The 13663-nt window shown below is 36.9% G+C and carries 10 protein-coding genes; 7 read left to right on the top strand and 3 right to left on the bottom strand.

The features are described 5' to 3' along the window. Positions 1-72: 72 nt before the first annotated feature. From WJN01_RS04690 to panC, 3 genes are read right to left on the bottom strand one after another with little or no spacing between them, the layout of a single operon-like run. Entirely contained in the window at positions 73-1032 is a 960-nt protein-coding gene (locus tag WJN01_RS04690; RefSeq protein ID WP_445195982.1) for a lysylphosphatidylglycerol synthase transmembrane domain-containing protein, read from the bottom strand. Between the two features lie 3 nt (positions 1033-1035). Next, positions 1036-1386, bottom strand: coding sequence for an aspartate 1-decarboxylase (gene panD / locus WJN01_RS04685; RefSeq protein ID WP_445195981.1), 351 nt, complete (start codon positions 1384-1386; stop codon positions 1036-1038). A gap of 13 nt (positions 1387-1399) precedes the next feature. Beyond that, on the bottom strand, positions 1400-2251 hold the full coding sequence (gene panC, locus WJN01_RS04680; RefSeq protein WP_445195980.1) for a pantoate--beta-alanine ligase: 852 nt from the start codon (positions 2249-2251) through the stop codon (positions 1400-1402). A 197-nt stretch (positions 2252-2448) separates the two neighbouring features. Here panC and WJN01_RS04675 point away from each other — a divergent pair, with 197 nt between their 5' ends. From WJN01_RS04675 to WJN01_RS04645, 7 genes are all read left to right on the top strand, one after another. Beyond that, on the top strand, positions 2449-3258 hold the full coding sequence (locus WJN01_RS04675) for a glycogen/starch synthase (RefSeq protein WP_445195979.1): 810 nt from the start codon (positions 2449-2451) through the stop codon (positions 3256-3258). A 21-nt stretch (positions 3259-3279) separates the two neighbouring features. Beyond that, the gene (bamH, locus tag WJN01_RS04670) at positions 3280-4875 is read left to right on the top strand and encodes a BamH family beta-barrel-assembly machinery protein (RefSeq protein WP_445195978.1); all 1596 of its coding nucleotides are present in this window, start codon (positions 3280-3282) and stop codon (positions 4873-4875) included. Positions 4876-5039: 164 nt separating this feature from the next. Further along, the gene (gene glmS, locus WJN01_RS04665; protein ID WP_445195977.1) at positions 5040-6893 is read left to right on the top strand and encodes a glutamine--fructose-6-phosphate transaminase (isomerizing); all 1854 of its coding nucleotides are present in this window, start codon (positions 5040-5042) and stop codon (positions 6891-6893) included. 213 nt (positions 6894-7106) lie between these two features. Further along, positions 7107-9905 (top strand): TonB-dependent receptor, encoded by a 2799-nt coding sequence (locus WJN01_RS04660; protein WP_445195976.1) that lies wholly within the window; start codon positions 7107-7109, stop codon positions 9903-9905. 1 nt (position 9906) lies between these two features. Further along, positions 9907-11583, top strand: coding sequence for an SGNH/GDSL hydrolase family protein (locus tag WJN01_RS04655; protein ID WP_445195975.1), 1677 nt, complete (start codon positions 9907-9909; stop codon positions 11581-11583). A 167-nt stretch (positions 11584-11750) separates the two neighbouring features. Next, on the top strand, positions 11751-13259 hold the full coding sequence (gene atpD, locus WJN01_RS04650) for a F0F1 ATP synthase subunit beta (protein WP_445195974.1): 1509 nt from the start codon (positions 11751-11753) through the stop codon (positions 13257-13259). A gap of 99 nt (positions 13260-13358) precedes the next feature. Next, complete coding sequence (locus WJN01_RS04645; protein WP_370477141.1) at positions 13359-13637, top strand: F0F1 ATP synthase subunit delta/epsilon; 279 nt, start codon at positions 13359-13361, stop codon at positions 13635-13637. Positions 13638-13663: the final 26 nt, after the last annotated feature.

Genomic DNA, 13663 nt, shown 5'->3' with positions numbered 1-13663 from the left:
CTTGAATTGATTTGAGTTTTAACAACGGCAAGGTAATAAATATACAGAGAGATAAAAAGAATGTTTTTACGCTTACACTGCTTTTTTTCTGTTATATATGGGAAGGTAAATAAGCGAAAGACCGCCGCAAATAATAATCATAAGGGTTTGCGATGCCCACATAATCCAACCAAAGGCTATACTTGGTTCCTCCTGAATTCCAAATACTGAAAACCCCAAATAAACAGCTAATGGGTAAGCACCAATACCTCCGCTTGTGGCTGCTATACTGAAACTAGCAGTAATAAATCCTACTAAAACTGCAGGAAAAGGAATGTCTCTTGTGTCTTCAATGGAAAAGGATGTGACGTAAAACATAAGCATGTACATTCCCCAAATAAACAGGGTATGGAAAATAAACGCCCACTTTTTCTTCATTTTAAAAATGCTTAAAGCACCTTCTACCAACCCATTAAAAAAACCTTTTATTTTTAACGCTATTTTAGAATTGCTCTTTTTAATAAACCAAAAAAAAGAAGTAACTAAAACCAAAAAAATGACAAAGACAGCACCAATTTTAACAGGATTAAATCTTTCCGAAAAAAAGGTGTAAATAAAGTCGAATTGTAAAAAAAGGGTAACTACAATAATTCCAAACATGACAATTAAATCTGCTATCCGTTCAGCTACAATAGTACCAAAACCCTTTTCAAAAGGCACGCCTTCGTAGTTAGCTAAAATTGATGCCCGGGCTACCTCGCCAGACCTGGGAATAGTGTAGTTTATAAGATAGGTTGCAAAAACGGCCATAATACTATTGCCAAACTTGATATGGTAACCCATAGGCTCTAACTGAAAACGCCATCTGTAAGCGCGGGACAAATGACTTAACAACCCCAAAAAAACACCTAAAACTACCCAACTTTTTGTTGAAGATTGCCAATAGTCAATAATTTTTGGCAAAGGAACTTCTTTCAAAGAATACCAGACCAAAAAAACTCCCAATAATAATGGGAGTAAGACTTTAATAGTATTTTTTAGCTTTTTGTTCAATGTTTATTTTAGCAAGTTGGTGGCTTCGTCAGGAAATACCAACGAGGGCTTAAACACCTTGGCCTCTTCAATTTCCATAAAGGCATAGGTGATTAAAATTAAAGTGTCGCCCACTGACACTTTTCTGGCTGCCGCTCCATTTAGTGTAATTTCACCAGAATTTCTGGGACCAGGAATACAATAGGTTTCCAAACGCTCGCCGTTATCATTATTCACAATCTGGACTTTTTCACCTTGAATGATGTTGGCGGCATCCATTAAATCTTCGTCAATGGTTATACTACCTATATAGTTGAGCTCAGCACCAGTGCACTTAACTCTATGAATCTTAGATTTTACTACTTGAATTTGCATGCCGCAAAGATAATTAATTTAAAGCGATATTGTCAATTAGCCTAATATCATCTGCATATACTGCAATAAATGCCCTATATCTTTTTTTGTTTGATTTTCGTTTAACTGGTTTTAAGGTTTCTGTTTCCGAAATAATGAAATATTCCATCTTCAATAATTCATGTTTAGAAAACTGATTTTCAACCCACTCCGTTACTTTACCAGCACTTTTTGTGCCAAATTTTTCTTTAGCAGCTTTTAAGGTTTTATAAATAAAAGGTGCGGCTTTTTTAAACTCTGGTTTTAAACGGGTATTTCGTGAACTCATGGCCAAACCGTTGGATTCACGATGAATTTCACATCCCACTATTTCTACGGGGATATGGTGCTTTTCAACCATTTTCTTGATGATTTGGAGTTGCTGAAAATCTTTCTCCCCAAAGTATGCCTTATGCGGTTTTACGATTTCAAAAAAACGCTTCACAACAGTACCTACACCATCAAAATGACCATGGCGAAACTTGCCTTCCATTTCAAACTCCAAACCATCAAAATCAAATTTTTCTGAAACTGTATGCCCTTCATAAATATCATGAACTGATGGTGCATAAACCAAAACATCTGCCTTGTTCACAGTTTTTAATAAGCTAACGTCATTTTCTAATGTTCGGGGATATTTTTCCAAATCATCTTTTTTATCAAATTGTGTTGGGTTTACAAATATGCTTACAACAACTTTATCGTTCTCTGCCAAGGCCCTTTTTACCAATTGCAAATGCCCTTGATGCAAGGCACCCATAGTTGGCACCAGTCCAATGCTCAGGTTTTTTGCTTTTAAAGCATCAATTGCTTTGGTTAATTGTTGTTTTTCTGTGTAAACTTCCACCTTTTAATAAAAAATTAACGCGTGCAAACTTAAGATTTTACAGTCAATTAGCATAAAATTTTGTACTTTTGCGTGTTTTTTATTTCGAAATCTTAGAAGCAGAACCTTATTTCTTGTGGCATTTTGAAATTTCAAATTTAAAATGAAATCAGTTGTTGCTTTGTATTGAGCGAACACTAGTACACAAAACATAACATATGAAAGATAAGAGGATATTGTACGTATCATCTGAAGTAGTGCCTTATTTACCAGAAACCGAAATTTCATCAATGTCTTTTGAAGCGCCTCGTATGGTCAATCAACAAGGCGGGCAAATAAGAATCTTTATGCCCAGGTACGGGAACATTAATGAACGAAGACACCAACTACACGAAGTAATAAGATTATCAGGAATAAATTTGGTGGTGAATGATTTAGATATGCCACTTATCATAAAGGTAGCCTCAATACCAAAAGAGCGCATTCAGGTTTATTTTATTGATAATGACGAGTATTTTAAAAGGAAAGCAACACTGACCGACGAGGATGGTAATTTGTTTTCAGACAATGATGAACGCGCCATTTTCTTTGCAAAAGGCGTTATTGAAACCGTGAAAAAATTAAACTGGTCTCCAGATATTATCCATGTTCACGGTTGGTTGGCATCGTTATTGCCACTTTATTTAAAAGAGTACTACAAAGACGAGCCCCTTTTTAACGAAAGTAAAATTGTAACCTCCATTTACAATCAAAGTTTCGACAATACGTTAAATAAAGACATGGCCAATAAAATTAAGTTTGATAACATTGATGAGGAAGCTATTAAAACGCTGGAAGTACCATCATACATTAATTTAATGAAAATTGCCGTGGATTATTCTGATGCGCTGATTGTAGGTTCTGAAAACATCCCCGAAGATTTGGATTCCTATATAAAAGACTCAGAAAAACCTATTTTAGAATACAAAAGCAAAGATGAATTTGGTGAAGCTTACACAACATTCTTCAATGAAGCTGTTTTAAGCTAAATTAATTCATTATTACTACATATGAAAAGACCTTTTAAAGCCCTTAAATCGCTACTCGCTTTTTTACTTATTACCTCATCTTTCATTGCTTGCGACAAAGACTTCAGCGTTATAGAAAGCGATGTTTTAGGAGAAGATAATTCCAATTTCAGCCGTAAAGTTGATTCAACTAGAATAATAGCCGCGTACAACAAAAAATTGGAAGCCGTACAAATCAATAATTTGGCTTCAAATCTATTGGGATTTTTTAACGACCCTGCCTTTGGAAAAACTACGGCCAGCATTGTTAGCCAAATGGTTCCTTTGTCATTTAATACAGATTTTGGTGTTAATCCAGTAATAGACTCTATAGTTGTTCATATTCCATATTTCAGTTCCGTAATTGGCACTGACGATAACGGATATTCTATTTACGCTTTAGATTCATTATACGGCAATCCTAATGCAGAAATTAAACTTTCTGTTTATCAAAACACCTATTTTTTAAGAGATTTTGACCCCGGTAGTAGTGCAAATGCAACACAAAAATATTTCTCCAATGCCACTAACACAGTTAATTCTATTTTAACAAACGAAACTACCGTTAATTTTGATGACCATACAGGCGAACTTATTTTTCAACAAAATAACTTTATTCCCAGTCCTGATGTTACTTTTATCGGCACAGCCACAGATACTACACGCTCTGCTCCCGCATTCCACTTAAGAATAACAACAACTGAGGCGAAGGCATTTTGGAAAACTACCATTTTAGACAAGCAAGGTGATGCCGTTTTAAGCAATGCCAATAATTTTAAAGGTTATTTTAGGGGTCTTTACTTTAAGGCGGAAGCCGTTAATGACGATGGTAATATGATTTTGTTGAATTTATCTTCCTCTGAAGCCAATATCCAAATCCATTATACAAGTGGTGAAATAGATGCCAGAATACAATCTGCGTATACATTGAACTTTTCCGGAAATATTCTGAACTCATTTATTAACGATTTTAGTACTCCATTGGACGATGGAAATTCAACTGAAGGTGATGAAACCCTTTATCTAAAAGGATTGGAGGGTTCGATGGCCATCGTGGATTTGTTTCCCAACGGAATACAAGATTTTTTAGATGAATTTACTGATGGAGTTGGAAACCCCACAAAGCTTATAAATGAGGCTCAATTGGTCATTTATGAAGATTTTAATGAAGCTACAAATGGAAATTATGGCAATGATTACCATAAATACGACCGAATTTATGCTTATGACATAAAAAATAACATTCCTTTAATAGATTATAGTTACGACCAAACCGACAACACACAATTACCATTTATTTCTAAATATACTAGCCTAGGGCTTCGAGATACGATTTCAGGAAAGTTTAAAATTCGAGTTACCGAGCATTTAAAGAACATCTTATTGAGGGACTCAACGAATACAAAAATTGGTTTGGTGATTTCCAATAACGTTAATTATACCGTTAATAATGAGCTTTTAAATGCAAATGGAGATCTCACGACAATTCCGTCTGCTGCCATTTTAAGCCCAAGAGGCACGGTTTTGCATGGAAGCAATGCATCTGTTGAAGTAGCAAAAAGATTAAAGCTTAAGATATTTTATACTGAAGCTAAGTAAAATAGGCTCTTTACCCATGTTTTTTACATTAAAGTTCATTTTCATTAAAATGACATGAATTTCATCGTTAAAACTTGGAATTCATATAATAAATAACTTTTATAATTATTTATTTAACATCTTTGTTCTGAATTTATTAACCCCAAAAGCTAAAACGGAGAACCATGTGTGGAATTGTAGGATATTTAGGCCCCAGAGAGGCTTATCCCATTATAATAGAAGGCCTTAAAAGATTAGAATACAGAGGCTACGATAGTGCAGGTGTCGCATTATTTGACGGTACAGACCTTAAGGTTTGTAAAACCAAAGGAAAAGTTGCCGATTTAGAAAACCGATCTGAAGGAGAAATAACAAGACATGGTAACGTGGGTATTGGCCACACAAGATGGGCAACCCATGGTGTGCCTAATGATATAAATTCCCATCCCCACCTTTCAAATTCAGGCGAGCTTGTAATCATCCATAACGGAATCATTGAAAATTACGAGTCTCTTAAACAGGAATTAATATCCAGAGGATACACTTTTAAATCAGATACCGACACCGAAGTCTTAATCAATTTAATTGAAGACGTAAAAAAACAAGAAGGCGTAAAACTAGGCAAAGCCGTACAGGTAGCTTTAAACCAAGTCATCGGGGCATATGCTATTGCTGTTTTTGATAAAAATAAACCTGAAGAAGTTGTAGTTGCTAGATTAGGAAGTCCTTTAGCCATTGGAATTGGTAAAGATGAAGATGAATTTTTCATAGCCAGTGATGCTTCACCATTTTTGGAATACACTAAAAATGCTGTTTACTTAGAAGATGAGGAAATGGCTGTTATCAGATTTCATAAAGGCGTTAAAGTCAGGAAGATAAAAGACGATTCATTAGTTGACACCTATGTTCAAGAGCTGCAAATCAATTTAGAGCAAATTGAAAAAGGCGGCTACGAGCATTTCATGTTAAAAGAAATCCATGAACAGCCCAAAGCCATACAAGATACCTACAGAGGTAGGTTACTAAGAAACGAGGCTATAATTAAAATGTCTGGGGTTGAAGACAACATGAAAAAGTTCCTCAACGCCAATCGTATTATTATTGTGGCGTGTGGCACGTCATGGCATGCCGGTTTAGTTGCCGAGTATATTTTTGAAGATTTGGCAAGAATACCTGTTGAAGTAGAATATGCTTCAGAGTTCAGATACCGAAACCCTATAATAACAGAAAATGATATCCTTATAGCCATTTCACAATCTGGCGAAACAGCAGATACTTTGGCCGCTATAAAATTGGCAAAATCTAAAGGTGCATTTGTTTTTGGTGTATGTAATGTGGTTGGATCGTCTATAGCTCGAGAGTCACATGCTGGTGCATACACCCATGCAGGCCCAGAAATTGGTGTTGCCTCAACCAAAGCGTTTACAACCCAAATAACTGTTTTAACGCTTATTGCATTAAGGTTGGCGAGAGCAAAAGGCACCATTAGTAGCTCAGATTTCCGTCAGCACCTTTTGGAATTGGAAATGATTCCTAAAAAAGTAGAAGAAGCATTGGAATCTGATGCCCATATTAAAGAAGTTGCAGAAATATATAAAGATGTCCACAACTTCTTGTATTTAGGAAGAGGCTATAATTTCCCTGTCGCTTTAGAAGGGGCTCTTAAACTAAAGGAAATTTCATATATCCATGCTGAAGGATATCCAGCAGCCGAAATGAAACATGGCCCCATTGCCTTGATTGACGAAAATATGCCTATCGTGGTCATTGCAACGAAAAAAGGCCACTATGAAAAGGTTGTTAGCAATATTCAAGAAATTAAATCAAGAAAAGGAAAAATTATAGGCATAGTTACAGAAGGAGACGTTCAGGTAAGGGAACTTGCCGACCACGTGATTGAAGTGCCAGAGACTTTAGAATCTCTTTCACCATTACTTACTACAATTCCTTTACAGTTATTGTCTTATCATATAGCCGTTATGTTGGGTAAAAATGTTGACCAACCGCGTAATTTGGCAAAATCCGTAACGGTAGAATAACATAACGTTCGTTTATAAACCATTTAAAATTGGCATGATGAGTATCTACTCATCATGCCAATTTTCATTTTAAGAGCTGTTTACTTCAAAAGTATTCAAAAAAACCGCCTGATTTTTGCAAAAAGTATACTATGCGCGCATAATTTTTTATATTTTTAAACGCAATAAAAATTAATATCTTTATATTAACGCGAAAAACTTAAACTAAATTAAATGAAAACAATTCTACCCTATTTATTGTTGCTTTTTTGTGGTACAATTTATTCCCAAACAACAATTTCTGGCTCCGTTGTTGATGATACTGGCCAACCCTTACCTGGAGCTAACATTATTATCCTAGGAACCTCAACAGGCACGGTCACCGACTTTGATGGCAACTTTTCCTTAACTTACAGCCAGAACCCACCCTTCAATGTACAGGCAAGTATTGTTGGTTTTGAAACCAAGTCAGAGGAAGTAACATCAAACAACCAAGTCTTAAACTTTGTTCTTAAGGAAGGAACATCATTAGATGAAGTTGTTATTTCAGCTTCAAGAACACCAGAGCGTATTTTTGAATCGCCCGTTACTGTTGAACGTCTCGGGTTAAAAGAAATTAAAAATACAGCCTCTGTAGATTTTTATGATGGTTTGGAAAACCTTAAAGGTGTAGATGTTAACACGAACAGTTTAACCTTTAAGTCTGTAAATACACGTGGTTTCGCCACCTTTGCGAACAACAGATTTATGCAATTGGTTGATGGTATGGACAACTCCACACCTGCTTTAAATTTCCCAATTGGAAACTTAGTGGGTATGACCGAAACCGATGTACTGAGTGTTGAATTACTTCCTGGAGCATCGTCAGCACTTTATGGTGCAAACGCCTTTAACGGTATCTTATTTATGCGCAGTAAAAACCCTTTTGACTATCCGGGCATAAGCGCTTCACTTAAAAAAGGCATTACTTCGCAAAAAGCAGCGGGTGATAATGATTATATTGATTTAAGTTTTAGAGCCGCCCAAAAATTTAGCAACAAACTTGCTGGTAAAATCAATTTTGGCTATTTGCAAGGCACCGATTGGGCAGCTAATAGCAGAGTTGATAAAAATTCTGATGGTGGCACAAGGGAAACCAATATTAACTATAATGGTGTAAACGTTTACGGGGATTTAGTTTCGGCAAATCTAAAAGATGTTGCGAAAATTTTGGCGTCGAGAGGTTTGTTGCCAAATCCGGCACTTGTCGATTTAGTGCCTTCGGTTGATGTAAGTAGAACAGGGTACGACGAAGCTGATTTGACAGATTACAATGCTGAGAGCATTAAAGCAGATTGGGGCTTATATTTTAGGCCATGGGAAGATGATTTTGAAATATCCTATGTAGGTAAGGTAGGTACTGGATCAACCATTTATCAAGGCAGTAACAGGTACTACATCAATGGCTTTTTCCAGGCTCAACATAAGCTCGAGTTAAAAAACGACAATTTCTTTTTAAGAGGATATGTAGTATCCGATAAAGCGGGAGATTCTTATGATATGGTTTTTACTGCAGCCAACATACTGAACTCATGGAAAGACCACAACACTTGGTTTGGTGAGTATACCGGTGCATATATAACAGCTACTCTTGCAGGAGCTACAGATGCTCAGGCTCATTCAGCGGCAAGAGCACAAGCTGAAACCGGACGTTATGAACCCGGAACCCCTGAATATACTGCCGCCTTTAATCGCGTTATCAAGGACCCGAGCTTTTTAACTGGTTCAAAATTTCAAGATGCTTCGAAATATTACCATACTGATGCGAATTACAACTTTGGCCATTTAATTGATTGGGCCGAAATACAAGTTGGTGGATCTTACAGAAAATATAACTTAAATTCATTTGGAACCATTTACACCGATTTTGATGGCACCATTGACTATTCGGAATATGGTCTTTACACCCAAATCCAAAAGAATGTTGAATTGAATGATGCCCTTGAATTAAAGCTTACGGGTTCTATTCGTTATGACAAATCTGAATTTTTCGATGGGTTTTATTCACCTAGAATTTCAGCTGGTTTAACAGTAAATCAAAACCATAATATCAGAGCTTCAGTTCAAACAGGATTTAGAAACCCAACAACCCAAGATTTGTTTATTGGATTAGACACAGGAAGCTACATTCTAGCAGGTTCGGCTCCTTCCAATTTAGAGCGATATTCAAGACCTTATGATATAAGTGCCAATGGTCAGTTGTTGGGTCAACCGTCATCAATTACCCAAACTGCCGCCGCAGCTTACAATAATTCGTATACAAGAGCCGCATATTTGAATTTTAAAGCCACAGGGGATGCTTCTATATTAGCCGACCCCGAATCAATTGGCAATCCCAGCTTAGTTAAGCCGGAGCAAGTTACTTCTGCCGAGGTAGGATACAGGGGTAAATTTGAACACGTTATAGTTGATTTTAGCGCCTATTACAACAGCTACAAAGATTTTATTTCACAAAATGTGGTTTACGCCCCTTTTTATGGGACTGTTGGTGATAATTCCTTATCCGTACAAGCTATGGCAAATGCCGACTTCAAAGATTATGGTATTTACACAAATTCAGAAGCCGATGTTAATTCTTATGGCGCATCCCTTGGGTTGTCAACTAAAATATTTGGTGGTTTTGATTTAAGCGGAAGTTACACTTATGCAAAATTAGATTTTGACAGAAGCAAGTACCCTGACTTTGTAACAAACTTCAATACCCCTGAACATAAATTTAAAGCATCTTTTGGCAATACCGAATTGTTTAAAAACTTTGGCTTTAACGTAGCCTATAGATTTAGTGATGATTATTATTGGGAAGCCACTTTTGGCAATGGTATCGTACCAGAATACCATGTTCTGGATGCCCAAATTAGCTTGACAGTTCCGAGTCTAAAATCAATTTTTAAAGCAGGTGCAACAAATCTTACTGGAGAAGAATACTATACAGCTTATGGAACCGGCTTTATAGGCTCAATGTATTATGTATCATGGACAATTAACAACTTATAAGATGAAAAAGAATATTATGAACACAAAATATATATGGCTTATTGCTCTATTAGTTGGCTTTAATGCTTGTAATGACCCCGAAGATGTATTGGCTGATTTTAATATTGAAACACCCGAGGCTTTACCAGAGTTAACTTCTGGATCAGTAAACTTTTCTAACTATGTGGCAATAGGGGCATCATTTACAGCTGGATTTACTGATGGTGCTCTATTTAAAGCTGCTCAAGAAAATTCATTTCCAAATACTTTATCAAAACAATTTGCCAAAGTTGGAGGTGGTACTTTTACGCAACCTTTAATGAATGATAATTTTGGTGGGCTTGCCCTCGGTGGAAACAGAATACAAAGCCCTAGATTGGTTTTCGGAGGTTCTGGCCCTGTAGCTTTAGAAAGTATTATAGGCACTGTAACAGTTACTACAGACCTGGCAACAAATAACCCAACGGGACCATTTAAAAACTTAGGAGTTCCTGGAGCCAAAAGCTTTCATTTATTAGCTAATGGGTATGGTAATTTGGCCAATTTCCCTGCAGCAGCAAACCCTTACGCTATTAGGCTAACCGAATCTGCTCCAAATGCATCCCTGCTTGAATTGGCCATGGCGCAGAACCCAACATTTTTTACCTTATCTGAAATTGGAGGTAACGATGTGTTGAGTTATGCTACTTCTGGTGGAACAGGTGTAAATCAAGCTGGGAATCTAGACCCATCAACTTATGGAGGAAATGATATAACTGACCCGAATGTTTTTGCTCAAGTATTTAGTAATACCGTTACTGCATTAACATCAACGGGAGCTAAAGGCGCTGTTACAAATGTGCCCTATATTACAGATTTACCTCATTTCACTACTGTACCATACAATCCACTGGACCCTACTAATTCAAGTTTTGGGCCACAAATACCAACTTTAAATGGCATATTTGGCCAATTAAACCAAGTGTTTGCATTTTTAGGAGTGCCCGAACGCAGCATCGTTTTTTCCCAAACTGCGGCAAGCGCAGTGGTAATCCAGGATGAAAGTTTAACAAATTTATCTGCTCAAATTGCGGGTGTTTTACAAGCAAGCCCAACATTTCCTTTATTCGTTCAATCTTTTGGACTTCCTGCAGAAGCAGCTACATTAGTGGCCAACTTATTGGGTACAGTTTATGGGCAGGCAAGACAAGCAACAGCTGATGATTTGTTTGTGCTTCCTAGTTCCTCTGTTATAGGTACCGTAAACACAGATTCTGTTGCCTTTTTAATGTCCCAAGGGTTATCCCAGGCATTGGCCGGACAGTTCTCGGTTGAAGGCATATCACTCCCATTAGCAGACAAATGGGTGTTGATTCCAGAAGAACAAGAAGAAATAAAAACCGCAACTGACGCCTATAATCAAACTATTGCAAGTGTTGCTGCCAGTAACACCAATGTTGTATTGGTGGACTTAAACAGTGTTTTAACCCAACTGGCATCAACAGGCGTTCCTTTTGATGATTATGTGATGACAGCAGATTTGGTAACTGGTGGTGCCGTTAGCTTAGACGGTATTCACTTAACTGCTAGAGGGTATGCGTTAATGGCAAATAAGTTTTTAGAAGCTATAGATGACGAATTTGGAACAAATTTTATGGCATCAGGCAATGTTGCAAAAGCAGGAGACTATCCAACAAACTATTCTCCACTATTGCAATAACATAATTCGTATAAATAAACACAAAACACCTTCAAATTGAAGGTGTTTTTTTATTCTAAAAAACCTAAAAAAACAACTTTCATTTTAAATTAAAAGATATATCTTTGCAGCCGAAAACTAAAATTGTTTTCTAACAATTAAATCGCATAATATTAAACACATAAGTAATGTCTAAAGTTACAGGTAAAGTTGCACAAATAGTAGGTCCGGTTATCGATGTAGAGTTTGGTGCTGGTTCAGAACTTCCAAAAATTTACGATTCATTAGAAATTAAAAGACCTGACGGTTCTATTTTAGTATTAGAAGTACAATCTCACATTGGTGAAGATACTGTACGTACTATTGCCATGGATTCATCGGATGGTTTAAGCCGAGGAACTGAAGTTACCGCTACTGGTGCTCCAATACAAATGCCGATTGGTGATGATGTTTACGGACGTTTATTTAATGTAATTGGTGATGCCATTGACGGTTTAGGAGATTTACCAAAAGCCGGAAAATCTGGTTTACCAATTCACCGCGAGGCACCTGCTTTTGAAGACTTATCAACTTCTACCGAAGTTTTATTTACAGGTATTAAAGTAATCGACCTTATTGAGCCTTATGCTAAAGGTGGTAAAATTGGATTATTTGGTGGTGCCGGTGTAGGTAAAACAGTATTGATTCAGGAGTTGATTAACAACATTGCAAAAGGTCACGGTGGTTTATCAGTATTTGCTGGTGTGGGTGAAAGAACCCGTGAAGGAAATGACCTTTTAAGAGAGATGTTGGAGTCTGGAATTATCCGTTATGGTGAAGATTTTATGCACTCTATGGAAGCTGGTGGATGGGATTTATCTAAAGTAGATAAAAAGAAAATGAAAGAGTCTAAAGCAACGTTCGTATTCGGACAGATGAATGAGCCTCCTGGAGCTCGTGCTCGTGTGGCACTTTCTGGATTGACCATAGCTGAATATTTCCGTGACGGTGCTGGTGACGGGCAAGGAAAAGACGTATTATTCTTCGTAGATAACATTTTCCGTTTTACACAAGCTGGTTCTGAGGTATCTGCACTTCTTGGTCGTATGCCATCTGCGGTAGGTTATCAACCAACATTGGCAACAGAGATGGGTGCGATGCAAGAGCGTATTACTTCAACTAAAAAGGGATCTATTACATCGGTACAAGCGGTTTATGTACCTGCGGATGACTTAACTGACCCTGCTCCTGCAACAACGTTTGCCCACTTAGATGCTACAACAGTATTGTCTCGTAAAATTGCTGAGTTAGGTATTTATCCTGCGGTGGATCCATTAGATTCTACTTCTCGTATCTTAACCAAAGAAATTTTAGGTGCAGACCACTATAACTGTGCACAACGTGTAAAAGAGTTATTACAACGCTACAAAGAGTTACAAGATATTATTGCCATCCTTGGTATGGAAGAGCTATCTGAAGAAGATAAATTAGCGGTAGGTAGAGCAAGACGTGTGCAACGTTTCCTTTCTCAACCTTTCCACGTAGCTGAGCAATTTACAGGTATCCCAGGTGTATTGGTTGACATTAAAGAAACCATTAAAGGATTTAACATGATTATGGATGGTGAATTAGACCACCTTCCAGAAGCAGCGTTTAACCTTAAAGGTACTATTGAAGAAGCTATTGAAGCTGGAGATAAAATGCTTGCAGAGGCGTAAGCAAATGCAAGTGCTGAACTTGTTTCAGTATCTCACAAACTTTATAAAAATATTAAAAAGACCCTGAAATAAATTCAGGGTAGTTAAACAAGTTTAACTATGTATTTAGAAATTGTATCACCAGAAGCAACCTTATTTAGTGGCGAAGTAGATTCTGTTGCCGTACCAGGTGTAAACGGTGAATTCCAAATGTTAAACAATCACGCACCCATTGTTTCTTTGTTAAAAGAAGGTGTTGTAAAGATTTTTGGAAACATTGAATTAGATGAAGAGGTTCAGGATAAATTTACCAAAGGGGACAAAAGCACTACTTTGTTAAATATAAATTCTGGAACTATAGAAATGAAAGACAACAAAGTAATTGTTTTAGCTGATTAAGCTCGTTACTTTGATAATATAAAAAA

The organism is Tamlana sedimenti (assembly GCF_038148895.1).
GTDB lineage: Bacteria > Bacteroidota > Bacteroidia > Flavobacteriales > Flavobacteriaceae > Tamlana.
Note: the sequence above shows the minus strand (reverse complement) of the source record. Positions and strands in the feature narration are given on the sequence as shown.

Bases quoted from the DNA above. Each gene is read 5' to 3' on its own strand.
- panD (WP_445195981.1), bottom strand. From the start codon at position 1,386: ATGCAAATTCAAGTAGTAAAATCTAAGATTCATAGAGTTAAGTGCACT.
- atpD (WP_445195974.1), top strand. From the start codon at position 11,751: ATGTCTAAAGTTACAGGTAAAGTTGCACAAATAGTAGGTCCGGTTATC.
- WJN01_RS04645 (WP_370477141.1), top strand. From the start codon at position 13,359: ATGTATTTAGAAATTGTATCACCAGAAGCAACCTTATTTAGTGGCGAA.
- glmS (WP_445195977.1), top strand. From the start codon at position 5,040: ATGTGTGGAATTGTAGGATATTTAGGCCCCAGAGAGGCTTATCCCATT.
- WJN01_RS04660 (WP_445195976.1), top strand. From the start codon at position 7,107: ATGAAAACAATTCTACCCTATTTATTGTTGCTTTTTTGTGGTACAATT.
- WJN01_RS04675 (WP_445195979.1), top strand. From the start codon at position 2,449: ATGAAAGATAAGAGGATATTGTACGTATCATCTGAAGTAGTGCCTTAT.
- WJN01_RS04655 (WP_445195975.1), top strand. From the start codon at position 9,907: ATGAAAAAGAATATTATGAACACAAAATATATATGGCTTATTGCTCTA.
- bamH (WP_445195978.1), top strand. From the start codon at position 3,280: ATGAAAAGACCTTTTAAAGCCCTTAAATCGCTACTCGCTTTTTTACTT.